This window comes from Candidatus Thermokryptus mobilis (assembly GCF_900070205.1).
GTDB lineage: Bacteria > Bacteroidota > Ignavibacteria > Kryptoniales > Kryptoniaceae > Kryptonium > Kryptonium mobile.
In genome coordinates this window covers 16,519-39,926 of the sequence record NZ_FAOO01000001.1, presented here as the reverse complement: position 1 = coordinate 39,926, position 23,408 = coordinate 16,519, and the positions used below count along the sequence as shown (strand labels likewise).

The following is a 23,408-nucleotide window of genomic DNA, read 5'->3' as shown; positions in this document are numbered from 1 at the left end:
AAAGTGAAAGGGAGGTAAAACCATGGCAGCAAAAGACATACTTTTCAATGCTGATGCACGTGCAGCTTTAAAGCGTGGTGTTGATAAGCTCTCGGAGGCAGTAAAAGTTACACTCGGTCCAAAAGGGCGGAATGTTATTATAGATAAAAAGTTTGGACCGCCTGTTGTGACAAAGGATGGGGTAACGGTTGCTAAGGAAATTGAGCTTGAGGACCCGGTTGAAAACATGGGAGCACAGTTGATTCGTGAAGTTGCTTCAAAAACGAGCGATGTGGCTGGTGATGGGACAACCACGGCAACCGTTCTCGCTCAAGCAATATTTAAAGAAGGATTGAAGAATGTCGTGGCTGGGAGAAACCCAATGGACCTGAAGCGTGGAATTGATATGGCTGTACAAAAAGTTGTTGAGGGCTTGAAGGAGATTAGTCGTGAGGTCAAGGATAAGAAGCAAATTGCCTATGTCGGGGCAATTTCTGCTAACAATGATATGTCAATTGGGCAGTTGATCGCTGATGCTATGGATAAGGTTGGTCGTGATGGTGTTATAACTGTTGAAGAGGCAAAGGGAACGGAGACGACGATGGAGATTGTGGAAGGTATGCAATTTGATAGAGGTTATCTTTCACCATATTTCGTGACGAATCCTGACACAATGGAATGCGTCCTTGAAAATCCGTATATCTTGATCCATGACAAGAAGATAAGCTCATTGAAAGATTTCCTCCCGATACTTGAAAAGGTGGCTCAATCTGGAAAACCTTTGCTTGTAATTGCTGAAGATGTTGAGGGTGAGGCACTTGCTACACTCGTTGTAAATAAACTCCGGGGGACTTTGCGTTGTTGTGCAGTTAAAGCGCCAGGATTTGGTGAAAGAAGGAAAGCAATGCTTGAAGATATCGCAATACTGACTGGTGGGACGGTGATTTCTGAAGAGAAAGGGTTCAAACTTGAAAATGCTCAGCTCTCATACCTTGGTCAAGCCAAGAAGGTTGTTGTTGACAAGGACAATACAACAATCGTTGAGGGAGCCGGAAATAAGGAAGATATCAAGCGTCGTATAAATGAAATCAAGGTTCAGATTGAGAAGACGACATCTGATTATGATAGAGAGAAACTTCAAGAGCGTCTTGCTAAGTTGAGCGGTGGTGTTGCTGTTTTAAAGATTGGTGCTGCTACAGAAGTTGAGATGAAGGAGAAGAAGGCAAGGGTTGAAGATGCTTTACATGCAACAAAAGCAGCAGTTGAAGAGGGAATTGTCCCAGGTGGTGGTGTTGCATATCTTAGGGTTATGCATAAACTTGATGAGCTTAAACCTGAAAATGAGGATCAGGCGGTTGGTATTGATATCGTCAGGAGAGCGCTTGAAGAGCCGATAAGACAGATAATTGCTAATGCTGGTCTTGAGCCGTCGGTGATAGTTCAAAAGGTTAAGGAGGGCAAGGATGACTTTGGTTTCAATGCTCAAACTGAGCAATTTGAGAACCTACTTGAATCAGGGGTTATTGACCCAACGAAGGTTGTCCGTGTTGCGCTTGAAAACGCTGCAAGTGTTGCTTCGCTGTTGTTGACGACAGAGGCGGTTGTGTTTGAGAAGCCCGAAAAGGAAAAAACCCCGGCAGTTCCAGGTGGAATGAGCGATATGTATTAAAAAAATAAAAGCCCGAGCTTAATGCTCGGGCTTATTTGTTATTTAACCCCTGCCTTACTTCTTTCCTCTTCGGTCAACTCAAAGATTTTTCTGAAAAGTTTCTCATCAATTTCCGTTAATTGGACATTTCTCCTTGCCATAACCCTTTTTGCAACTTCAATCGCTTTATCAATTCGGTAGGTGACGAATCCATCTTCAGCTCCACCCCATGAAAAAGATGGAACAAATTTTGGAGGTAAGCCAGAGCCGTAAATGTTGCAACTTACTCCGACGACTGTCCCAGTATTAAACATCAAATTTATACCGCTTTTTGAATGGTCTCCCATTATGAGTCCAACAAACATTGATCCACTATCAATAAGCTCACCATCAACATAAACCTTGACATTGCCATAATCATTTTTTAAATCGCTGTTGTTCGTGTCCGCCCCGATATTTACCCATGTCCCAAGATATGAGTGCCCGATGAAACCTTCGTGTTGTTTATTTGAAAAAGCGTGTATTATTGAAGCTTCAACCTCTCCTCCAACCTTACATACAGGACCGATGCTTGTGTTCTCGTAAATTTTCGCCGATACTTTTATCAAGCTCCCATCTCCAACATAAGCCGGACCTTCAATCACCGCGTTGGGTAAAATTTTAACATTTTTCCCAATGTAAATTGGACCGTTTTCCGCATCAAGCACAACCCCAGGTTTGATCTTCGCGCCCTCTTCAATGTGGATGAAATGTTCGTTTAAAAGATGAACGCCTTCGTAAATTTTTCCCTCTCTTCTCGCTTTACCATCGGTTAAGATATTAAAGTCAATGACTATCTGTTCGCCATTGTTGTTGATGATGTCCCAGGGGTAGTTTATTAGTTTCGCAGATATTTCAATCTTTTCATAATTCTCAAAATCAGACTTTGCCAGTGGTGTCCCAAACTTATTTTTAAATTTTTCTAAATTTTCACCGCTCGCCCAGAAAGCAACGATATCATCTCCCTTGATATAAGCGATGTCCTTCCCGTTATACTTAAACTTATCCGCAAAGTGTGGGTCGGCAAGAACTCTACCGTTAATGAACAGAACTTGATTTATATTTGCAGGAAGCTCATTGACATAATAATTTGGGTAATCTCTTTTCAGAACTTCCGTCAGATAGTCCCTTGCGTGAAGAATTACATTTGGGTTTGAAAAACTTCTTATGATTTTGTCCTTGATTGGGATTATTCCACAGCGTAATTCATACACAGGTCTGAAGTAAACGAGCGGAAGCAATTTCCTGTATTTCTCATCCTCAAAGATGCAAATGTTCATAGTGGGGTTAAATTTTGTTTTTCAACCGTAATATATAAATTCAGCTGACAATTTTGATGCTGCTTTTTTGTCAAGTATTATTATTGCCTTCCTGTGCATTTGTAGCATTGAAGCTGGGCACATTGCTGTTATTGGACCTTCAACCGCTGCTTTTACAGCATCGGCTTTGTTTTCACCATTTGCAAGAAGTATTACCTCTTTTGCTTCCATAATTGTTCCAATCCCCATGGTAATAGCATACTTTGGAACTTCGTCAATGCTTTTGAAGAATCTTGAGTTGTCCTGCCTTGTTTTTTCAGTCAATGTTTTTATCCTTGTTCTTGAACCAAGCGATGAACCTGGTTCGTTGAAAGCGATATGTCCATTTGCTCCGATACCAAGGATTTGCAAGTCAATTCCTCCAAACTTCTTTATCTGTTCCTCATACCATTGGCAATAAGCCTCAACTTTTGGGTCCGTTTCATACGGGCTTATTTTTAAATCGCCGAACATCCCTTGTGGAATATGGACATTTGCAGGGTTGATGTTGATATGTTTGAAGAAATTTTCCCACATAAAGTAGTGATAACTCTGGTCGTGTTCAGGCGGTAAACCGACATACTCATCAAGGTTGAATGTGACCACCTTTGAGAAATCAAGTCCCTCTTCGCGATGCATTCTAATAAGTTCCTTGTAAAGTCCAAGTGGTGTGCTACCTGTTGCGAGCCCAAGGACAAGGTTTGGCTTTCTTCTTATTCTGTCAGCGACAATTTTTGCTGCTTCTTTGCTCATTGCATCGTAATCCTCTTTGACGATCACAAGCATTTTAGTTTGTCTCCGATTTTGTTTTTATTTTTGTTTATTGAAACAAAAAAGGGAAGGCGAACGCCCTCCCTTTTTTAATAATCCCTTCCAAACTGCTAAAGGGCTATTCGCCTTTTGACTCCTGATAGTGTTTCGCATAGCGTTTCATAAAGCGTTCAACTCTACCAGCAGAATCAACAAGTTTTTGTTTCCCTGTAAAGAACGGATGACAATTTGAGCAAATCTCAACTTTGATAACTCCGCCAACGGTTGACCTTGTCTCAAATGTGTTTCCACAAACGCACGCTATTATCGCCTTTTTATAAGGCGGATGAATTCCTTTTTTCATTCTCCTTAACTCCTTAGAGGTTTTTATTTTGTTTGGTTTAAATTTAAGCAAACTTGAATTTAAAGGCAAGAAAATGCAGGTGAAATTGCCCTGATTTTGAAAAAATTGATTTTTCCCCAAAATTTTCTTGATTTTTTCAAAAATTTTTATATTTGGACAACTTTCTATAAAGAGTTCGCAAGCTTATGCCAAGCAACTTTGCAGCTTCTTTTGGGTCGGGATTTTCTTTCAGCGTCTCTGAGATCAAGTATGCCTCAAAGCATTCAAGCTTTTCTTTTGCGTTATTCCCCCGCAAAATTTCGGGATGCTTGCAGAAGTGAACCAAATAATCCGGGAGATGTTCAATTTTTATATCGCTACCGTTTGACTTCGCAAGCGCGTATATTATGACACTTCTTAGCTCACGGATGTTTCCAGGCCAGGGATAGCAGAAAAATAACTCCATTACTGGCATTTCAATTTTTGAATTCTTTCCGGACAATTTGATAAAATAATTGACAAATTCAGGCAGGTCAAAAATTCTATCCCTCAATGGTGGAAGTTTATAGACAAAAACGGAAAGACGATAATAAAGGTCCTTTCTGAACTCTCCTCTTTCTACTTTTGCTTTTAAATCAACATTTGTTGAAGCTATGAAACGAACATCAATTTTTTTGGGCTTTGTGTCGCCTATGGGAATTATTTCCCTTTCTTCAATTGCTCTTAAAATTTTTACTTGGGATTCAAGCGGTAGTTCCCCAATTTCATCAAGAAATACGGTTCCACCATCAGCTTCTTCAAGTATTCCTTTTTTATCTTTTTCCGCCCCGGTGAATGAGCCCTTTTTATAGCCGAAAAGTTCGCTTTCAAGTAAATTAGGTGGAATGGCTGAACAATTTATCGGGATGAAAATTTTGTCCTTTCTATTTGAATTTTGGTGGATAAATCTCGCAAGCACCTCTTTACCGGTTCCTGTTTCCCCGAGGATTAGAACTGGTTCATCAGTTGAAGCTGCTATTAAAGCGTCTTCAAAAATGTTCTTTAGAGAACCGATGACTAGGTTCATAATATCTTGATTTAGCTTTTTTAAATGCCCTAATTTCGGAAAGAGGTGCTTTGGCGAGAGTTTTTCCGTTCTTCGTTTTAAGGTGCTTTTTAAGTTTAGTCGGGACGGCCGGATTTGAACCGGCGACCTCTTGCACCCCAAGCAAGCGCGCTAACCAGGCTGCGCTACGTCCCGAAATTTTTAACCGATAAAAATTTAATAAATTTTGCCAAACTTGTCAAACTTATCAAATCCTCGTAAAAATTTTTTCCTTGTACTCAACAACTATTTTCTCAATCCTGTCAAGGTCTATCATTTGAATACATTCAAGGTTGTATGGACAAACCTTTTTCCAGCAAGGCGCACATTCAAGTCCCTCGGGGATTAACTTGACACCTCTATCATAGAGGTCTATTTCGGTCCAAGAACTTAAACCAAACCAAGCTATCGTAAATTTCTTCAACGCTATTGCAAGATGCATGCCGTAAGAATCGCCAGTTATCACGATGTCGCAAATGTTCTCGTAACAAATCCCACGCCTTATCCCTTCGGTTGTTGGAGTGTTAATTAATTTCCCAGCAACGCCATCAATTTGAATTGAACGCCTGAAAATTTCTTCATTCCTCTCCGTATCTTCTGGACCACCAAGCAAGACAAGCTTAATGTCATCATATTTTGATAACCGCTTTATCAACTCAACATGTTGTTCAATCGTCATTTTTTTATTCGGATAAAGCGGAGAACAGCCAGTGTTGAATCCAACAACAAGCTCCCCTTCTTTTATTCCAACCCTACTCTTATATTCCTCGGAAAATTTCCTCTCCTCATCCGTCAGAACAAGAACATACTCATCTCTTTTATATTCAAGCTCAAACATCTCACACAAAATTTCCTGTCTCGTCTTTTGATTTAATTTGAACTTTAACTCATCATCCAGCCCAAGACGATAATCGTAAGATGCGGATTGATTCAATGGTATAATCTGACCGTGTTCGTTCATCCCATAGCCGAGCTTTTTATCGGCGTTTAATTTCATCGTTAAACTTGCCGATCTTCTTGATTTATCAACATTCATCACTATGTCAAATTTCATATTTTCAAGTATAAGCCATGTCTCTGGGTCCCAGGTGAAAACCTCATCAAGATAGGGGTTGTTGTCAAGTAAGCGATGTGTGTTTTTGAGCGTAAGCCAGTAAATTGAACTTTCAGGGTATTTTCTCTTTATCGCTGGTAAAATTGAAGTCGTCAAAAGGACATTTCCCATAGCGTCAAGGTTTATGATGAGAATTTTGACGCCAAATGGTCTCGGGTCAACGCATCCCGTCTCATGACACTTGACATAAGGATAACAAGGTTTATAACCGGTGAAGTTTTTACAGTTTGGAATTTCAAACTCATACACTTTCGGCATATATCTATGAGGTTGGCTTTATTGAAGAAAAAATTTTAATGAGCTCGTCGGGATTTTCAATTACTTCAATGTTTTCCAACCCGACGCTCTCAGGTGTTGAGTAGAGCAAAACGACCCTTATATCTGGCTTTACGATTTTTAACTCCGCTATGACTTCTCTTAAATGTAATCTCGGAGTTTTTGAATCAATCAGGACAAATGAAATTTTATCTGAATTCTCGCTTAAAATTTTAAATGCGGAAACCCTATCATCGGCGAAGATAACATCAAACCCTATTCCTTCAAGAACTCGTCTGACTTCATTTTTCAGTTCTCTGTTTTCCGAGATAAGCATTATATTTTTCTTTTGCTCCTCAACTTTAGTTTTTTCTGTTTCTAATTTAGGTGCTTCTTTTTCATAAACGGGCAAGCAAATTTCAACAGTTGTCCCTTCTCCAAGTTTTGAATCAAGCGTTATGAAACCGCCGTGCGATACAACGATTCCGAAAACCGTCGGCATCCCGAGACCTGTCCCAATTTCGGGTTGTTTTGTCGTGAAAAATGGCTCAAAAACTCTCACTTTTGTCTTCTCATCCATCCCAATTCCATTGTCAATGACCCTTACGCAGGCATATTTACCTGGCTTGACTTTGAATACCTCTGCCTCTTCCGTTGAAATTTCCCTTATTCTCGTTTCAACGATTATCTTACCTTGTGAGTTTAACAAACCCTTTTTCATTTTCTCAATTATCGCATCCTTTGAGTTTAAAACTATGTTTAACAGCGCCTGTTGAATCTCTGTTTTTAAGGCAAAAACTTTTGAACCCTTGGCATTAAGTTTAACATCAATATCAATGAACTCCGGCAGAGGCATTTTTATGATGTTAAGTGTTTCAGATATCATTTGGTCAAGGTCTAAAACTTCCGCACCTGGGATTTCCTTTCGTGTGAAAATTTTAAGTCGCTTTATAAGTTCAGCACCTCGGTTTGAAATTGAAATTATATTGTCTATGTATTTCTTCAACTCCTCCGGCTTTATATTCCCCCTTGAAACTTTGAAATCAATCATCTGCGCTGAAGCAATTATAATTTGAAGTATGTTGTTGAAATCATGCGCTATTCCCATCGTGAAAGTCCCTATTGATTCCACCCTCTGTAAGTGTTTTAACATGTCCTCTTGTAGTTTTTCCTTCGTGCTGTCAAAAATAACAGTTTGAACCGCTGGCTTATGTTGATGAATTATTCGTTTTGAGTAGCAAGTCAGATAAAGTACATCGCCGTTTTTTGTTATAGCTCTGTAAGTTGCCTTTTCAGGTGCATACCCACCGCGAAGTAAACCTATAGCTCTTTGAATCCACTTCTCTTTATCCTCAGGATGGATTATATCAGTTGGGGTTAAATTCATAAATTCATCTGGCTCATAACCAAACATCTCACAAAGTCGCCTGTTGACAAATATGAAACCGTTCTCATCGTAAATTGCGAGACCAACGAGCGGATTTTCAGCAAGCTCACGGTATTTCCTTTCGGATTGAATTATCTCCTCCGCCTGTTTGTTTATTTCCTCCTCAAGGTTGAAGGTATATCTTATTGAATTGATGTTCGTAAGATAAAGGTAGAGGAAAATTAAAATTGAAGCGAAGAAAAGCACATAATAAAGTTGAAAATGATAAAATGTTTTCCGAAGTACCGTTACCTCGTCAATTAGATTGACAAAAACCCATGTTTCGGTATCATTTTTAAGCAATTCAATTTTTGCAAATGAAAGCGCGAACTTGATTTTTCTAAGCCACTTATGTCTTCCTTCAATTGCCTTTCCATTGGCGGTTTCATTTTCAAAGCTTGAAATTAATTCATCTTTTTTAATATCAGCCCTGACAAATTTATTTGCGACCTCAAAAAAGTTTTGCCCGATTGAACTTAAATCGTTTGAGTAAAGAATTTTTTGATTGTTTAGGTTGAAAACATAAAACTGATCCAGACCTTCACCAGCAAGTTTTGAAAAGTGCTCAAGCATCTTCTTGACATCAATCAAGCAGGAGACATTACCTTTAAAATTGCCTCTGATATCAAAAACCGGCTGACCCAATGCCACCGCATCATACCCCTGGACAGATCTGAACACCTCGCTTACGAACGGCTTCTTTTCAATTAAAAATTTTTTTATGTGTGCTTGATAGCTTATGTCTCTTCCAATTGCTTTCGGATCCGGTGGGAATGTGTATCTTAAAATTCCTTTTTCATCAACTCTGCTGACATTTCCAATGTAACTTGGGAAACGCTGGAAAGCTCTTGCATATTTTGATTGAAGCGATGGGATGTTAATCTCTATGATATCTTTATCGTTGGAGAGCTCTTCAAGGATTTTGAAATTATTTTCAAGCGAAAATTCAATTGAATTTGCCAATGTTTTCAAAAGTTTTGATTTTTCCAGGGCATATCGTTCCACCTCATATTTTATGTAGTTTTTGATCAGGATTGTTTGTAAGATTAAAAGCACAGCGATAAATGGGAGTAAGATTAAGATAAGGGACCTAAGCTTGCGAATGGATAAGGGTTTTATTCTGCCTGTATAAAATGTCTCTATGCCTGCAATAATTTTTGGAAGATGTTTTATTGACAGATTTAGCGTGAATGAAACGATGAAAATTGCGAGCAAAACGCTTATAAACGACATCACAAATCTTGCTTTGAAAAGCCAAGATGGCAGGACCTCAAACGAGACGAGCGTCAAATAAATCAACGGTTCTATCAACAGGTAAAAACTTAAAGTTCTTAGAATTTTTGCACCATTTTTTAATTCTTCCACTAAACTGGCGATGTGTGAAATTGAAGTGAAAAGACCCCAAAGCGCGATACCGCTGAAAATGTAAAAAAGGGCACCAATTTTCCAGATCAATGTCCTCTGCAATTTAAAATAGATCGGCACATAATAAACGACGGCGAGAAGGACAGAAATGAAAACTACCCACTTTATGACCCTTTTTATTTCTTCTTCCAAACCTGATGAGATATTTTCGGCGATTTTTTTCGTCCCCCAGAGCGCGAAAATTAATCCGACCCAAAAGACAATCGTCGCTATGCTTGCTTCATAGTCATATAGATATTCAAAGAAAAAGACGAGCAGGAATGTTTGGAATGGTGCTATAAATGTGAGAAGAAAAGCAAAGAGGAGATGGGAAAATCCTGACTGTGTTCGTTTCTTTTCCCAAATTTTATAGGCGAGATACATCAAAGATGCTATCGGAAAAAATGAAAAAACGAAGTTTAAAATCTGGCTTATCAACTTGACCCCAAAGAACATTTTTTAATTGGTCTTTATAGTTTTATTTCAAAAATAAAAAAATAGTGCAAGATTGTCAAATTTTGAAAGTTTGCTTGATAAAGTTTAAAAAGTTTGTTAAAATTAGTGAGATTTTAAAAACAAAGGCGAGTGCGAACCAAATGAAAGTTTTATCTTTGCGGACTGAACGAGAAGGTTTCATTGGGCTAATTTATGATGAAAGCGGGAGGATTTTAAACCTAACGGATGCTCTTCCACTTTACCAGAAGTTAAAAAATAAAATTGATGATTTTCCAAAGATAAAAACGGTCACCGAACTTTTCAGGGAGCAACTATTTAACATAGACCTTTTCAAGCGAGTTGTTGATTTCGTTGATAAACACAATTTGATGGAATATCTTTTCGTCAAGGAATCATTCAGATATAATGCTCCGGTTGAGTATCCTCCAAAGCTTATTTGTTTGGGCAGAAATTACGAGTTGCATGCTCGTGAGTTTGGCTCATCAGCTCCTGAGGGGGAACCGATAATTTTCGCAAAAAGTAGCACCTCTGTCGTTGGTCATCTTGAGACAATTTATCTTCCAAGTGAGGTTGGCAGGATTGACCACGAGATTGAACTTGCCGTTGTCATAGGGAAAAGGGGAAAGAAAATCAGGCGTGAAAATGCGTGGAATTATATCGTTGGATATACGATCATGATTGATGTCACAGCAAGGGACCTTCAGAGGAAAGATATAGAATTGAAATATCCGTGGTTTAGGTCAAAAAGCTTTGATTATTTTGCACCGATGGGACCTTGGATTGTGACTGCTGATGAAATTCAACCACCCGTTGAACTTGATTTGAAACTTTGGGTCAACGATGAACTTCGCCAAAATTCAAACACAAGAAATATGATTTTTGATATTCCGACAATAATTGAGTCAATAAGCAAATATATAACGCTTTATCCTGGTGATGTTATTTCAACTGGAACACCTGAGGGTGTAGGACCGATAAAGCCTGGGGATAAAATCACCGCTTGGATTCAGAATATAGGGGAGTTGGTAAATTATGTTGAGATGGAAGTTGATTAAAAACTTAATTTGAAGATAAAATGAGGCGAAAGGAATTTTTAAGATCAATTGCTTTTTTGACGACAGCTGGTTTTCTTGCACCTAATTTAAAATTTAAAACCGAGCGAAGTTTTGACGAATTTAAGAGCGAGCTTAGTCAAATTGAACCATCTGATGCAAGGTTTTGGCGACTTGTCAGGGGACAGTTTCCAATACCGAAAGATTACATTTATCTTAACACTGGTGGACTTGGTTCTTCACCTTATGTTGTGAGCCAAAGGGTTAAAGAGGAGATGGATAACCTTGACAGGTTCCCCACGCCGAATCACGATATTGAAAAATGGTGGAAGATAAAAGAAAAGTTTGCAAATTTTTTGAACTGTGATAAAGAAGAGATCGCATTCGTTGGCTGTGCGACTGAAGGGATTAATATAATTGTCAATGGTTTACCGCTTAAAAATGGGGATGAAGTGATTTTGACGACACATGAGCATGTAGCTGGGAATTTACCACTTCTAAACAGAGCTAAAAGAGATGGTATTGTTCTCAAGACATTTGAGCCAGATACAGCAAACTGGCGTGGAAATCTTGAAATGATTGAAAAGTTGATGACTAAAAAAACGAGGTTGATTTTCGTAAGCCATGTCACATGTACAACGGGTCAGCGACTTCCAGAGAAAGAGATATGTAAGTTTGCAAAAGATAAAGGTATATGGGTTTTCCTTGATGGAGCACAAGCTCCGGGGATGATGCCTGTAAATTTAAGGGAATATAACTGCGATTTCTACACAACAAGCGGTCATAAGTGGCTTATCGGACCGAAGAGAACTGGAATTCTTTATGTTAAAAAAGAACTTCTTGATGTAGTAAGACCATTGACAGTTGGGGGTTATTCAGATGCTGGTTATAGCATAGAAAAAAATGAGCTCAAGTTTCAACCGTCTGCGCAAAGATTTGAATACGGGACGCAAAACCCAGCTTTGTTTTTCGGGCTTGAGACAGCGCTTGATTTCATCAACGCAATCGGAATTGAAAGAATTTGGGAACATAACAGAGCACTTGCGGAATCGTTTTATCAAGAGCTACTTAAAATTCCAGAGGTTGAAGTTTTATCCCCAGCCGATGAAAGCTTTAGAACTGCGATGATAACTTTCAAGATGAAAAATTTAAGCTACGATAAAATAGTTGCACATCTTGCTGAAAGAAGAATCAGAGTGCGACCCGTGACAGAGGGAAATTTGATGGCTGTCAGAGTCTCATTCCACCTTTACAACAATGAGATGGATGTTGCAAAAATTTTGGCTGAAGTTAAAAATCTTGCCAAATCGTGAGGGCAAAAATTTTCATCCTCATATTTACGCTTGGGATTTTCCTGAGGGTCTTTCTACTTGATGAGGAAAGTTTATGGCTTGACGAAGGGACATCTCTGAAAATTGCGAAGCTGAAAACTTTGGAGATTGTAAAACTTGAATCAGACGCAAATCCACCTCTTTATTATCTTATCCTTCACTTTTGGATAAAAATTTTCGGCGATTCTGAGTTCTCAGTTCGTTTTCCATCTGTCATTTTCGGCTCCGCTACAATTTTCATCGTTTTCAAGCTTCTATCCAGTTTTGATAGGGAAGTTGCGCTTTTATCATCTCTTTTGACAAGCATTTCAACTTTTCTTGTGTTTTACTCCCAGGAGGCAAGGGCATATTCACTTTTTTTGATGATTTCAACGCTATCTTATCTTTTCTTGCTTGAAGCGTTGAAAAGGGGGGAAATGAAATTTTTCATCTTTTACACATTAAGCGTTGTTTTGATGCTTTACACTCACATTTATTCTTTTTTCATCGTTTTTTCTCACATTGTTTTCGTTCTGCTTTGCTACGCTAATAGAATTAAAAAATTTTCGTTTTTCTTCTCTCTGTCTTTGCTTTTTTACATTCCGAGAGCAATCGTGGTTTTAAATCAAGCCAAGAAAATAGTTTCTCAAGGTTTCTGGCTACCAAGGCCTAGCTTTGTTGATATTGGGAAAACATTGATCCAATTTTCTGGGGCCACTTACCCAATGCCAAGGGATGAAGCGGGAAATGTGATTTTGAAAAGTTTTATCATTGAATATTCTTCTTCGGCAATTTTGCTTTTTATTTTAGGCGTTTTGATTTTTGTCTTGCATTTGAACTTCAAAAGGGTTAATCCCGAAAGAAGAAAGTTTATTTTCATGCTTTGGATTTGGTTTCTTTCGCCGATAATTTTGCCATTTATTCTTTCCCAGTTTTTAACTCCTTTTTATTTCACAAGATACGCCATCCCGTCGTCGGTTGCTTTTTATATGCTTGCTTCAATGGGGATTGAATTCGTTCGTAAGGAATTTAAAGATATCATTTTGGTCTTAGTCTTTGTTCTCTCAGTTGTTAATCTCGTTTGGTATTATGCAAAGACGAACAAGGAACAGTGGCGAGAGGTAGCGAAATTTGTGGAGGAAAGAATAGAGGAAAATGACTTAATAGTTGCGAGCAAGTATGTCTTTTACTACTATTTCAAGAGAACAGATGTCAGAACTTTCAGTTTTCAAGACCTTTCTGGTGAAGAAGCTGAAAAACACATTAGATATTTTCTCTCTATCGTCGGAGGTTACAAGAGGATATGGTTTGTTTCATCCCATCCGTGGGAGGTTGAAGGGATCGCTCTTGAGAATCTGAAGCGTTTAATGAATTTAAATTCAAGAAAGAGATTTCTCGGGATAGAGATTTTTTTGTTTGAAAGGCGAGATTAAGCGTCAAGTATTTTGTCTTCAAGTCGCATATAGCCACGTATCAAGTGGCTTATCCCGAAGCGTAATGGTTCAGGTGGCCAGGGTATGGTTTTTCTGTTTACGAAGAAAATTTCAGTTAAGTCAGTTTTTCTTTCAAGGAGTAAATCCGCAAGCAGTTTACCGTTTAAGTTTGTAAGTGAGACGCCATGACCGACGCAGCCTAGGCTATAATAGGCATTTTCATTCCCTATTTTTCCGATCGCAGGTGCCATATCAATTGTGACAGAGACTGGACCGCCCCATTGGTGTGTGAATTTGACATCTTTTAAGACGGGGAAAAGTTTTTTGACATAGTTTTTCAATTCCTTGAAAATTCTTTCATTTTCATCAAGGTTCATATTCTTCCCAAAGGCTACCCCGACATCTCCACCGCCCATAAGCAAGCGGTTATCTTTCGTGAGCCGATAATAATGGACAAGGTTTCGCGCGTCTTCAATTCCTTGTCTATTTTTCCAGCCAACATCATTGAAAAACTTTTCATCAAGCGGTTCAGTTAAAACTATGTAAGTAAAAGCTGGAACCTGTTTTCGTTTAAGTTGGGGAAAAAGATGTGAGAAGGCGTTTGTAGCGAACAAAATTTTCTTCGCTGTGATTTCACCCTTTCCAGCTTTGATTTTAAAGTTTGAATTTTCTTTTCTTGCTTCAAAAACAGGGGAAAACTCAAAAATTTTAACACCGAGTTCAAGATTCAAATTTCTAATCCCCCAAGCAAGTTTTGCTGGGTTTAATAAAACACATCTTGGTTCCCACCAAGCGCCAAGATAAAGGGGACTGTTGACCTCTCTTCTCACTTCTTCCTGTGAAAGCCATTCTATACCCTCTATTCCAAGTGAACGCACAAGGTCTATTTCGTGTTTAATCCTTTTTACATAGGGCTTTGATGTTGCTACCCTTAAAAATCCTGGTCTTTCGTAATCGCAATCAATTTTGTTTTCTGTGATGAATTCGCTTAAATAATCAACTGCTTTCTCCATATAATGATGGGCTTGAACGGCTTTATCCTTGCCAAATCTTAAAGCAGTTAAGCTGAAGGTTAAACCGAAAAGCGTCATTCCAAAGCCGGCGTTTCTACCGCTTGCTCCATATCCACAGATTTGTGATTCAACTATGGCAACATCAAGCGACGGTTGAGCTTTTTTAATGTGATACGCGGTTGAAAGTCCTGTGAAACCACCACCAATTATTGCGATGTCAACTTTTAGATGTCCTTTTAATTCCGGTTGTGATTTAAATTCACCAGCTGTTTCAAGCCAAAAACTTTTTCTCCTGAATGTTTCCATCTTTTTAATCTTTCATATGCTCAAGATAAGTTGTCTGATGTGAAGGGTCGGCAAGAATTAACTTTCTAAAGTATGTTTCTTTGTTCTTTGCGTTCCTGAAAATTTCCACAAGTTCAAGATATTTCGCGTCAAAGAAAAGTTTTACAAGCGTTGATGTTTGATTGATGTTGTTTTTTATGTTCAACATAACATCAATAACGGAATCAATCGTTGCTATTGCTTCATCGGGTTGTTTTTGCATTATGTCAAGACCATTGTAGTGATAATTGTACATTGCTTTTCTAAAGTCGGAATACTTCGGGTCAAGAAGTTCGTTTATCAAATTATATCTGCTATAGCCAGATGCGACCCTTTGCCATCCCCTTGAGAATTTTGAAGATTGAGCGTTCGTGCAAATTCTAAAAGCTTTCTCAAAAAATTCCGTCCCACCGAAAGGTTCATAAGTGTCAAAATCGTAGCCAATTATGATATAGACATAGAAATCAATCAAACTTAAAAGTGGATCAAAACGGAATTCATCGTGATATAGAGGTGCATTTTTGTCGTAGACGAAATCAACTTTATCGTCAAGTATCCTTAAAATTGCCGTGCTTTTGTCAGAGTCATAAATTTTCCTTTGTGAGCCGATGAAAATCTGAGCTTGATAATTGTTGCCACTTGCTGAGGTAAAGAAAATGTTCATAGTGCACTGAATTTTTTCACCACCGAGGTCGACATTCGTCCATTTGTAATTGTTGATGTATCGTTGAATTTTTTCGGCGAAGTCAGATAGGTCAGCTTTGTTTTGCGGTGGGAGCTGTTCGAAATTAACGGTGACTTTACAATCAATCTCCTGTGAATTTGAAAAGCCGATGATGAAAATAAAAAGGATGGGGAGAAAAAGTCGCTTCATTTTTTATTTGTCTTTTATCTTTTCCAGGAGTTCTTGTGCCTCTTTTCTAAATTGAGGATCGTCCTCATCTTCGGTTGGAAGTTCTGGTATTTTCATCAAATGTTCCTTCGCTTTTGCGTAATTTTTGACTTCAATATAAGCTTTCGCAGCGTCAAGGCGATACATTATAAATGTCGGTCTCAAGCTTATCGCCTTCTCGTAATTTTTTATCGCTTCCTCATAACTTGCCCAGCCAAGTCCGAGGAGATTGCGAGCAAATTTAGGTCTTTCACATAATTTGGCGTGTGTTCTGCCGAGGACATAGTATGCGACGCTATTGTTTGGATCAAGTTGAATTGCTTTCTCACAATCCTTTTTCACTTCTTTTACAAGGTCAATTGACTCCCAAACCCCTTTGAAGAGTGCAATTCTACCAAGAGCTATTGCCCTGCGCGTATAACCCATTGAACCATTTGGATTGACCTTTATTGCAAGCTCAGCGAACTCCCTCGCTTTTTCGTACATTTCAAGTTGCTTTTTCTTTTCCTCTTTGGTATTTGCGGGCAGATGCTCCCCGATGTCAACATAGACCTTGCTTAACTTCCAAAGGACATCGTAATTTTGCGGGTCAATTTTATAAGCTTCTGTATACTTTTCAAGCGCTTTGTAATTGTCAAATTTCTTCTCTGAAAACTCGTCCCCATCGGCTATAAGTTGCTTTACTTTTTCATTTGATTGCGATAAAGTTTGTGTTAATAAAAGTATGAGAAAAGAGAGAAGAAAAATGAAACAACGCTTCATTGCTCTCTCCGAATTTATTTTTAACCAATTTAATCGCCCATTTTCAACCTTCTTATCTCATCGCGGATTTTAGCAGCTCGTTCGTAATCTTCTTTCTTTATTGCCTCTTCAAGTTGTCTTTGAAGTTCAGCAAGTTTTTCTTCTTTTGAAGTTGGTTTCGGTGTTCTCTTGGGCGCTGGGGGTTCGGTTATATCTTCGTCAGATAAGCTTGGATTTTCTTCCTCCTCTTCTATTTCCTCAGCTGAGGTTTCCTCTTCTGGTGCAAATCCAGCTTCTTCCATGACTTCTTCATTTACATATATTGGTGCGCCACATCTTATCGCTACCGCTATAGCATCGCTTGGTCTTGAGTCAATCTCGTAAGTTAAACCATTTAGCTCAAGATAAATTTTCGCATAAAATGTCCCATCTCTTAAATCCGTCACTACGACCTCAATCATTGAAACGCCAAGCCCATCAAGTATATTTTTTATCAAATCGTGTGTCAAGGGTCTTGGTGGTTTTACGTTCTCCAACTCAAGTGCGATAGCTTGGGCTTCAAAGGAGCCGATGATTATAGGAAGACGTCTATCACCCCCAACCTCTTTCAATATCAAAGCGTAAGAACTCGGTCCAGTCGGCGTCGCAGATAAACCAACTATGTCAACTTGAATTTTCCTCACTTTTATCAGTCCTCCTTGATTTTAAAATTATTGCTTCCCTAAAACTTTTTTTAATTCTTCAATCAAAGCTGGAACAACTTCAAACAAGTCCCCTGCGATACCATAGTCCGCAACCTGGAAAATTGGGGCGTCTTTATCTTTGTTGATCGCAACTATCACTTTTGAAGAAGACATCCCCGCAAGATGCTGAATTGCTCCCGATATTCCAATTGCGATATAAAGTTTTGGAGATACAGTTTTACCTGTTTGTCCAACTTGTTCGTCGTGCGGACGCCATCCGGCATCAACAACAGCTCTTGACGCCCCAACTGCTCCACCGAGTATTTCTGCAAGTTCTTCAATCATCTTGAAATTCTCAGGTGCTTTCAAACCCCGCCCACCTGAAACAACTATATCTGCTTCGGTCACATCAAGCTTGCCTTTCGTTGAAGCCACCGTCTCAAAAGCCACGACAGAAAAATCATCATCAGTTAAATTGACCTCAAACCTTTCAACCTCAGCCGGCTTCCCGTCGCTTTCACCAGCTGTGAAGACATTTGGTCTCAAAGTGTAAATTTTTCTTTCCGAGTTTATCTTGACCTTAATAAAAGCTTTACCCGCATATACAGGTCTTGTGGCGATTATCTCCCCGTCTTCAACTTTTAAATCAGTGCAATCAAGCGCAAATCCAGCATCAATTTTACCAGCAACCCTTGGTGCTAGTTCCTTACCCATTGCGGTTGCTGACATAAAGATATAATCAACATCATATTTATTGACAACTTCAGATATAACTTTTGAATATGCGGTAAGTGAATATGAACCAAGCCGATCGTCTTGAACGACGATGACTTTTTCTGCTCCGTATCCGCCGAGTTCAGGTGCTAACTTTGTTGCATTTTCATCTCCTATAACAAGCGCTAAGAATTCAGCTGAAATTTCATCTGAAATTTTTCTCCCTGTTCTTACCGCCTCAAAAGCTGATTTTTTAAATTTCCCTTCCCTTTGTTCCGCAAATGTTAAAACTCTTTTTGCCATTTGACATCTCTTTGAATTTGTTTTAAAATAAGTATTATCAAATTATTTTGCAACTATAAAATTTCAAATAACCTTTGCTTCCTCCCTTAACAACCTGACAAGCTCAGAGACAGCGCTTGCATCAGTGCCAATTATTCTACCTGGTTTCTTCGGCGGAGGTAAAAGCATTTCAATTACTTCTGTTTTGTTATCAAATTTGGGCGCTTCTCTTTCTTCAACTGGTTTGTTTTTCGCTGCCATTATCCCCTTCAATGAAGGATATCTTGGTTCATTTAATCCCCGTTGAGCTCCAATTACAATTGGAAGTTTACCACGGACCTTCTCCCTTCCACCCTCAATTTCGCGTTCGGCTATCACCGTTCCATCTGAATTGATCTCAAGCTTGACAACGACAGTTATTGACGGGAGACCAAGAAGTTCGGCAACTAAACTTGGCATCGCTTGGTCATCGTAATCAATTGATTGTTTTCCGAAAAATATGATGTCTGGCGAGAGCTCTTTTAAAACTTCGGCTAATGCTTTAGCGATTGAAAAGGTATCTCTTTGTGAGTCGTCTTTTAAAAGTATTCCTCTGTCTGCACCCATTGCCAATGCCTTCCTTATGACCTCAACATTTTCACTACCACCAAGCGATATGACAACGACTTCACCCCCGAACTTTTCTTTTGTCTTAAGAGCTTCTTCAACAGCAAATTCATCATATGGATTTAAAATGAAGTTTACACCCGATTTGTCAATTGTTTTTCCATCTGGACCAATTTTTACTCTTGTTTCAGTGTCAGGGACTCTGTTTACACAAACAGCAATTTTCATAGTAGGTTGAATTTTTGTTTTTGTTTGTTCGTTTAAAAGATATTCAATTTTCATCAAATCTTCCAAATTTGTCTGAAGACAAAGCCATCCCCCTTAAGAAATGTAAAGCGGAAGCGAAAATTTTCTGTGCAAAAACTACTTCTTTTCACCCGCTAATTTTCCAATCCCATATGCTACGGCGAACAAAAGACAGGTTTGGGCGAAGTTGTGCCAGGTCGCATTTGCAAAAATGATGCTATGCCCAATGATCTTGCCCAAGAGCCCAATGATTAAGCTTAACAATGCCAAGACCATTCCCGCAAGCACTATTCTATTCATTTCTTCCTCCGAAAATTATGTTTGTGGGATCACAAGTAAAGTTAAAAAATAAATGTGATAGTGTCAAGGGGGGTATAAAAAAATGGGCGTGCAATCAGCACGCCCTGAAGGAATTACTTTAGAGTATCACCTTCGCTGTTATTGCAAAACCTATGTCGCGCGAGTTAGCTAAACCTTTTGCGATTTCATTTTGAAGATAAAATCTTTCACCTATCCTCGCACCGAAGAAAACACTTGTTGAGTATTCACTTTTTGTTAATCTTTGTCCTGCATAGCTACTGCTGTGAACGCTGGCATATTCTGCGCCGACGCCAATTATTCCAATTTCGTTGAATGTGTAGAATATCCCAGCGTGAGCGCCAAGTGTAAACTCTTTGCTTTCAAGCCCATAACTTGCTGTCGGATGGATAACATAGGTAAAGTTTGAAGCACGAAAGATATTCGGGATGGAAATTTCAAATTCGTTTGACTTTTCATTTAATTTTCCTCTGTGCGCAAAAATTAGGTCAAGTGTGTAACTACCCGTCAAAGTTGAGTAAAGATTATAAACCCCGCTAATCCCGTAATAATCAATTTTAAACTCATTCCTCACCTTTTCATCCGAACCGAGTGTAAATTGAAGCGAAAAGTTTTGCGCTAACCCATAATAGATACTGCCCATTGACAAGAAAGTATCTTCACCGGGCAAGCTCAAGCTATTGATTGAGTATTCCCCGTTAAGCTCAAAAACGAGAGATCTGAACGGATAGACCATTGAACCCCTTTTCAGAAATAGATAAGTATCAAAACAAGGGTAGGCGGTTGTGGTGATAAGCGCAAGGATTGCGACTGTGAAAAGAAATCTTTTCATGGCAACCTCCTACTATTTTGGTTTTGTGGATGCTATTTACATTAAAAAGATAGCACGATAAAATGTAAAAGTCAAGTTTTGGTGATTTTTTTAAAAACTTTGATTTTGCTAATTTTTGACAAGAGTTCAAAAAAAATTTCTTCGTGAAAATTGAGAGCGATTTTAATAGATATTCCGGGTCTTTCTGAATTTGAAGATGTTTGGAGGTTGCAATCTTTGATTCATAAGTTCAGGGTTGATGGTAAAATTGATGATGTTTTAATTTTTACTGAGCACAAGCATGTTTATACGATCGGGAAAGCTGGGGATGAGAATGATTTTAAAGTTGGTGAAAATTTTCTATTGGAAGTCGGCGCGAAGGTTTTTAAAATTGACAGAGGGGGGAAAATTACATATCACGGACCCGGGCAGATCGTTTGCTACCCAATTTTTAAACTTGATGAGATCAGTTTGGACATACACTCTTATCTTCGTGCTCTTGAAGAGGTTATAATTCGGACGCTTGATGATTATGGTATAAGGTCTCACAGAAGAAACGGACTTACTGGGGTTTGGGTTGGTGAGAGGAAAATAGCATCAATTGGGATTAAAGTTAGTCATTGGGTGACGATGCATGGTTTCGCGCTTAATGTTAACACGGATTTGAGATACTTTGATTTTATTTTTCCGTGCGGGTTAAAGGATGTTGAGATGACATCAATGAGGAAAATCCTCGGCTTTGATGTTTGTCTTGACGAGGTTAAGAAAAAATTGATAGCGGAATTTGAAGATGTGTTTGGGATTGAATTTTCGGGTGAAGTGAATTCTTTGAAAGAAGGATTAAATTTTTTAAAATAAGGAAAAACAAAAATAGAAGTTTGCTATGAGCAAGAATTTGAACAAACAGGTTGGTTTGGAGAACTCTATTGAAGCTGGGGTTGGGTTAAAGCCGGAGCTTCTGATTCAATCTTTGAAGTCAATGTATGTGGCAAGGCAGATAGATGAGAAGGCGATGAGGCTTTTGAAACAGGGTAAGGTCTTTTTCCATATAGGTGTTTCGGGTCATGAAGCGATTCAAGTTGCGAGCGCAATGAATTTGCGTCCGGGATATGATTGGGCTTATCCGTATTATAGGGATTGGGCGTTTGTTTATCAATTGGGTGTTTCGCTTGAAGAGCTTTTTTATAGTGTTTTTGGAAGGGCTGATTGTCCAGCAACTGGTGGTAGGCAGATGCCAGCTCATTTTGGGAAAAAGGAGTTAAGGATTATAACTCAGTCAAGTCCGACCGGGACTCAATATCTTCAAGCTGTTGGAACCGCAATGGGTTGTGTCAGAGATGGAACTGATGAGGTTGTTTATGTGTCTGGTGGAGATGGTTCAACGAGTGAGGGTGAATTTCACGAGGCGCTAAATTGGGCAAGTAAAGATAAACTTCCAGTTATATTTGTGATACAGAACAACAGGTATGCGATTTCAGTGCCAATTTATGAGCAGACCGCTGGGGCTTCTGTGGCTAAAATTGGTGAGGGATTCTTCGGTCTTGGGGTTTATGAAATTGATGGAACAGATTTTTTTCAAAGTTATCAGACCGTTAAAAAAGCGGTTGAAAGGGCAAGGGCTGGTCAAGGACCGACGATGATAGTTGCCAATGTAGTTAGGTTGATACCGCATTCTTCATCTGATGACCATAGGAAGTATAGAAGCCCAGAGGAACTTGAGCGTGAGAGGTTGAACGATCCGATATTGAAGATGGAAAATTTACTTGTCAAGGAGGGTATTTTAACAAATGAAGAAATTCAAAGAATTTATGATGAATTAAATGTTGAGATAGAGCGAGCAATTGAACATGCTGAAAGAAAGCCGTATGCTTCTCCTGAAACTGTTATGTTGCATGTTTATGCACCTGAGGAGACGAGAAAGTTAAAATATGAGGCGAGTGTTCCTTCTGGGAAGCCGATTGTTATGGTTGATGCGATAAATCATGCGCTTCATGAGGAGATGGAGTTAAACCCAAAGATGGTCGTTTATGGTGAGGATATAGCTGATCCCAAAGGTGGCGTCTTTACTGCAACCAAAGGATTGACGACAAGGTTTGGTAAGAGCAGGGCATTTAACTCACCTCTTGCGGAAGCAAGCATTGTTGGGACGGCGATCGGTCTTGCTGTTAAGGGATATAAACCAGTTGTTGAAATTCAATTTGGTGATTATATCTGGCCAGCTATGATGCAGATAAGAGATGAGCTTGCGCCGTTCAGATATAGGTCAAATGGGAACTGGAGTGCCCCGGTTGTCATTCGCGTTCCCGTTGGAGGTTACATTCACGGCGGGCATTATCATAGTCAAAATATTGAGGGATTTTTTGCACATCTTCCGGGGATTTTCATCGCTTACCCATCAAACGCTGCCGATGCGAAGGGTCTTTTAAAAACTGCTTGTAGAATTGAAGACCCCGTGCTTTTCCTTGAGCATAAAGCACTTTATCGTTCACCACAAGCGATGTCACCCGAGCCAGACAAGGATTATCTGTTACCATTTGGAAAAGCCCAGATAAAAAAACCAGGAAAAGATGCTACGATTGTAACTTGGGGATTAATGGTTTATAAATCGCTTGAAGCAGTTAAAATTATTGAGCAAAGATATGGCGTTGAAATTGAAGTCATTGACATAAGGACAATAAACCCGCTTGATAAGGAAACGATTTTGGAGTCGGTCAAAAAGACGAGCAGAGTTTTAATCGTTCATGAGGACACACTTACAGCTGGGTTTGGAGCTGAGATTTCGGCGATGATTTCCGAAGAAGCATTTGAATATCTTGACGCTCCGATAAAAAGAGTCGCTGGTATTGATGTTCCGGGAATTCCTTACGCACCGACGCTTGAAGATGCTGCATTGCCCCAGACGGATTGGATTGTTAAGGCGCTTGATGAGTTGTTAAAATTTTAAATAAAATTGGGTGAATACCATGCCAGTTGTGACAATACCCAGAGCGTTAAGAGAAAAGCTCGGTGATGAAGCAACGGAGTCGCTGGTGGAGTTTTTGAATCAGGTGTTACAAGGTTCAAAGGAGGATGTAATATCATTATCGGGAGAGAAATTTGAAAGGCGACTCGCTGAGGAGTTCGCGAAATTTGATTCAAAGTTAATGGAGGAAGTAGCCAAGGTGAACAAACGAATTGATGAACTCAG

General features: G+C 39.1%; 21 protein-coding genes and 1 tRNA gene. 7 read left to right on the top strand and 15 right to left on the bottom strand.

The window, feature by feature from the left end; all coding sequences use genetic code 11:
* Window positions 1-22 precede the first annotated feature (22 nt).
* Complete coding sequence (gene groL, locus FKZ43_RS00155; RefSeq protein ID WP_022803415.1) at window positions 23-1,648, top strand: chaperonin GroEL; 1,626 nt, start codon at window positions 23-25, stop codon at window positions 1,646-1,648.
* Window positions 1,649-1,686: 38 nt separating this feature from the next.
* On the opposite strand, the gene FKZ43_RS00150 is transcribed toward groL, so the two are convergent.
* The 7 genes from FKZ43_RS00150 to FKZ43_RS00120 all read right to left on the bottom strand — a co-directional run bounded on the left by FKZ43_RS00150 (window position 1,687) and on the right by FKZ43_RS00120 (window position 9,796).
* Window positions 1,687-2,946, bottom strand: a complete 1,260-nt coding sequence (locus FKZ43_RS00150; RefSeq protein ID WP_029234062.1) for a GlmU family protein — start codon at window positions 2,944-2,946, stop codon at window positions 1,687-1,689.
* A gap of 21 nt (window positions 2,947-2,967) precedes the next feature.
* Window positions 2,968-3,750, bottom strand: a complete 783-nt coding sequence (gene nagB, locus FKZ43_RS00145; protein ID WP_022803413.1) for a glucosamine-6-phosphate deaminase — start codon at window positions 3,748-3,750, stop codon at window positions 2,968-2,970.
* Between the two features lie 103 nt (window positions 3,751-3,853).
* On the bottom strand, window positions 3,854-4,078 hold the full coding sequence (gene rpmE / locus FKZ43_RS00140; RefSeq protein WP_140943856.1) for a 50S ribosomal protein L31: 225 nt from the start codon (window positions 4,076-4,078) through the stop codon (window positions 3,854-3,856).
* Window positions 4,079-4,214: 136 nt separating this feature from the next.
* Window positions 4,215-5,123: a sigma-54 interaction domain-containing protein gene (locus FKZ43_RS00135; RefSeq protein ID WP_140943855.1), complete on the bottom strand. Its 909-nt coding sequence runs from the start codon at window positions 5,121-5,123 to the stop codon at window positions 4,215-4,217.
* Window positions 5,124-5,222: 99 nt separating this feature from the next.
* Window positions 5,223-5,297: transfer RNA gene (locus FKZ43_RS00130), tRNA-Pro, on the bottom strand.
* Window positions 5,298-5,349: 52 nt separating this feature from the next.
* Window positions 5,350-6,513 (bottom strand): glycosyltransferase family 9 protein, encoded by a 1,164-nt coding sequence (locus FKZ43_RS00125; protein ID WP_140943854.1) that lies wholly within the window; start codon window positions 6,511-6,513, stop codon window positions 5,350-5,352.
* A gap of 4 nt (window positions 6,514-6,517) precedes the next feature.
* Entirely contained in the window at window positions 6,518-9,796 is a 3,279-nt protein-coding gene (locus FKZ43_RS00120; protein ID WP_140943853.1) for a PAS domain S-box protein, read from the bottom strand.
* A 140-nt stretch (window positions 9,797-9,936) separates the two neighbouring features.
* On the opposite strand from FKZ43_RS00120, the gene FKZ43_RS00115 reads away from it, so the two are divergent.
* Genes FKZ43_RS00115 through FKZ43_RS00105 form a run of 3 tightly spaced genes read left to right on the top strand, consistent with a single transcriptional unit; the run spans window position 9,937 to window position 13,591 of the window.
* On the top strand, window positions 9,937-10,851 hold the full coding sequence (locus FKZ43_RS00115; RefSeq protein WP_235894648.1) for a fumarylacetoacetate hydrolase family protein: 915 nt from the start codon (window positions 9,937-9,939) through the stop codon (window positions 10,849-10,851).
* A 20-nt stretch (window positions 10,852-10,871) separates the two neighbouring features.
* Window positions 10,872-12,161 carry an aminotransferase class V-fold PLP-dependent enzyme gene (locus tag FKZ43_RS00110; RefSeq protein ID WP_140943852.1) on the top strand — a complete coding sequence of 430 codons (1,290 nt, stop codon included), beginning with the start codon at window positions 10,872-10,874 and terminating at the stop codon, window positions 12,159-12,161.
* The gene (locus tag FKZ43_RS00105; RefSeq protein ID WP_181180181.1) at window positions 12,158-13,591 is read left to right on the top strand and encodes a glycosyltransferase family 39 protein; all 1,434 of its coding nucleotides are present in this window, start codon (window positions 12,158-12,160) and stop codon (window positions 13,589-13,591) included. The genes FKZ43_RS00110 and FKZ43_RS00105 overlap by 4 nt, the downstream gene beginning before the upstream one ends.
* On the opposite strand, the gene FKZ43_RS00100 is transcribed toward FKZ43_RS00105, so the two are convergent.
* The 8 genes from FKZ43_RS00100 to FKZ43_RS00065 all read right to left on the bottom strand — a co-directional run bounded on the left by FKZ43_RS00100 (window position 13,588) and on the right by FKZ43_RS00065 (window position 20,242).
* Window positions 13,588-14,910, bottom strand: coding sequence for an NAD(P)/FAD-dependent oxidoreductase (locus tag FKZ43_RS00100; RefSeq protein ID WP_140943850.1), 1,323 nt, complete (start codon window positions 14,908-14,910; stop codon window positions 13,588-13,590). The genes FKZ43_RS00105 and FKZ43_RS00100 overlap by 4 nt on opposite strands.
* A 4-nt stretch (window positions 14,911-14,914) precedes the next feature.
* A complete protein-coding gene (porD, locus tag FKZ43_RS00095; protein ID WP_140943849.1) occupies window positions 14,915-15,802 on the bottom strand; it encodes a type IX secretion system protein PorD in 888 nt (295 codons plus the stop codon).
* Window positions 15,803-15,805: 3 nt separating this feature from the next.
* Window positions 15,806-16,582, bottom strand: a complete 777-nt coding sequence (locus FKZ43_RS00090; protein ID WP_140943848.1) for a tetratricopeptide repeat protein — start codon at window positions 16,580-16,582, stop codon at window positions 15,806-15,808.
* A 29-nt stretch (window positions 16,583-16,611) separates the two neighbouring features.
* Window positions 16,612-17,244 (bottom strand): bifunctional nuclease family protein, encoded by a 633-nt coding sequence (locus FKZ43_RS00085; protein WP_140943847.1) that lies wholly within the window; start codon window positions 17,242-17,244, stop codon window positions 16,612-16,614.
* A 27-nt stretch (window positions 17,245-17,271) separates the two neighbouring features.
* Window positions 17,272-18,261, bottom strand: a complete 990-nt coding sequence (locus tag FKZ43_RS00080) for an electron transfer flavoprotein subunit alpha/FixB family protein (RefSeq protein WP_140943846.1) — start codon at window positions 18,259-18,261, stop codon at window positions 17,272-17,274.
* Window positions 18,262-18,324: 63 nt separating this feature from the next.
* Window positions 18,325-19,074 (bottom strand): electron transfer flavoprotein subunit beta/FixA family protein, encoded by a 750-nt coding sequence (locus FKZ43_RS00075; protein WP_140944025.1) that lies wholly within the window; start codon window positions 19,072-19,074, stop codon window positions 18,325-18,327.
* 135 nt (window positions 19,075-19,209) lie between these two features.
* Window positions 19,210-19,392 carry a hypothetical protein gene (locus FKZ43_RS00070; protein WP_140943845.1) on the bottom strand — a complete coding sequence of 61 codons (183 nt, stop codon included), beginning with the start codon at window positions 19,390-19,392 and terminating at the stop codon, window positions 19,210-19,212.
* A 118-nt stretch (window positions 19,393-19,510) separates the two neighbouring features.
* Complete coding sequence (locus FKZ43_RS00065; RefSeq protein WP_140943844.1) at window positions 19,511-20,242, bottom strand: hypothetical protein; 732 nt, start codon at window positions 20,240-20,242, stop codon at window positions 19,511-19,513.
* Window positions 20,243-20,392: 150 nt separating this feature from the next.
* Here FKZ43_RS00065 and lipB point away from each other — a divergent pair, with 150 nt between their 5' ends.
* The 3 genes from lipB to FKZ43_RS11345 all read left to right on the top strand — a co-directional run.
* Complete coding sequence (lipB, locus tag FKZ43_RS00060) at window positions 20,393-21,079, top strand: lipoyl(octanoyl) transferase LipB (protein WP_140943843.1); 687 nt, start codon at window positions 20,393-20,395, stop codon at window positions 21,077-21,079.
* Window positions 21,080-21,104: 25 nt separating this feature from the next.
* Window positions 21,105-23,165 carry an alpha-ketoacid dehydrogenase subunit alpha/beta gene (locus FKZ43_RS00055; protein WP_140943842.1) on the top strand — a complete coding sequence of 687 codons (2,061 nt, stop codon included), beginning with the start codon at window positions 21,105-21,107 and terminating at the stop codon, window positions 23,163-23,165.
* 19 nt (window positions 23,166-23,184) lie between these two features.
* Window positions 23,185-23,408 (top strand): LA_3696 family protein (locus tag FKZ43_RS11345; protein WP_419951022.1); only part of this gene is annotated, 224 nt, incomplete at its 3' end.

Excerpts from the sequence above, each read along its gene's own strand:
- groL (WP_022803415.1), top strand. The coding sequence starts at position 23 with ATGGCAGCAAAAGACATACTTTTCAATGCTGATGCACGTGCAGCTTTA.
- FKZ43_RS00150 (WP_029234062.1), bottom strand. The coding sequence starts at position 2,946 with ATGAACATTTGCATCTTTGAGGATGAGAAATACAGGAAATTGCTTCCG.
- nagB (WP_022803413.1), bottom strand. The coding sequence starts at position 3,750 with ATGCTTGTGATCGTCAAAGAGGATTACGATGCAATGAGCAAAGAAGCA.
- rpmE (WP_140943856.1), bottom strand. The coding sequence starts at position 4,078 with ATGAAAAAAGGAATTCATCCGCCTTATAAAAAGGCGATAATAGCGTGC.
- FKZ43_RS00135 (WP_140943855.1), bottom strand. The coding sequence starts at position 5,123 with ATGAACCTAGTCATCGGTTCTCTAAAGAACATTTTTGAAGACGCTTTA.
- FKZ43_RS00125 (WP_140943854.1), bottom strand. The coding sequence starts at position 6,513 with ATGCCGAAAGTGTATGAGTTTGAAATTCCAAACTGTAAAAACTTCACC.
- FKZ43_RS00120 (WP_140943853.1), bottom strand. The coding sequence starts at position 9,796 with ATGTTCTTTGGGGTCAAGTTGATAAGCCAGATTTTAAACTTCGTTTTT.
- FKZ43_RS00115 (WP_235894648.1), top strand. The coding sequence starts at position 9,937 with ATGAAAGTTTTATCTTTGCGGACTGAACGAGAAGGTTTCATTGGGCTA.
- FKZ43_RS00110 (WP_140943852.1), top strand. The coding sequence starts at position 10,872 with ATGAGGCGAAAGGAATTTTTAAGATCAATTGCTTTTTTGACGACAGCT.
- FKZ43_RS00100 (WP_140943850.1), bottom strand. The coding sequence starts at position 14,910 with ATGGAAACATTCAGGAGAAAAAGTTTTTGGCTTGAAACAGCTGGTGAA.
- porD (WP_140943849.1), bottom strand. The coding sequence starts at position 15,802 with ATGAAGCGACTTTTTCTCCCCATCCTTTTTATTTTCATCATCGGCTTT.
- FKZ43_RS00090 (WP_140943848.1), bottom strand. The coding sequence starts at position 16,582 with ATGAAGCGTTGTTTCATTTTTCTTCTCTCTTTTCTCATACTTTTATTA.
- FKZ43_RS00080 (WP_140943846.1), bottom strand. The coding sequence starts at position 18,261 with ATGGCAAAAAGAGTTTTAACATTTGCGGAACAAAGGGAAGGGAAATTT.
- FKZ43_RS00075 (WP_140944025.1), bottom strand. The coding sequence starts at position 19,074 with ATGAAAATTGCTGTTTGTGTAAACAGAGTCCCTGACACTGAAACAAGA.
- FKZ43_RS00070 (WP_140943845.1), bottom strand. The coding sequence starts at position 19,392 with ATGAATAGAATAGTGCTTGCGGGAATGGTCTTGGCATTGTTAAGCTTA.
- FKZ43_RS00065 (WP_140943844.1), bottom strand. The coding sequence starts at position 20,242 with ATGAAAAGATTTCTTTTCACAGTCGCAATCCTTGCGCTTATCACCACA.
- FKZ43_RS00055 (WP_140943842.1), top strand. The coding sequence starts at position 21,105 with ATGAGCAAGAATTTGAACAAACAGGTTGGTTTGGAGAACTCTATTGAA.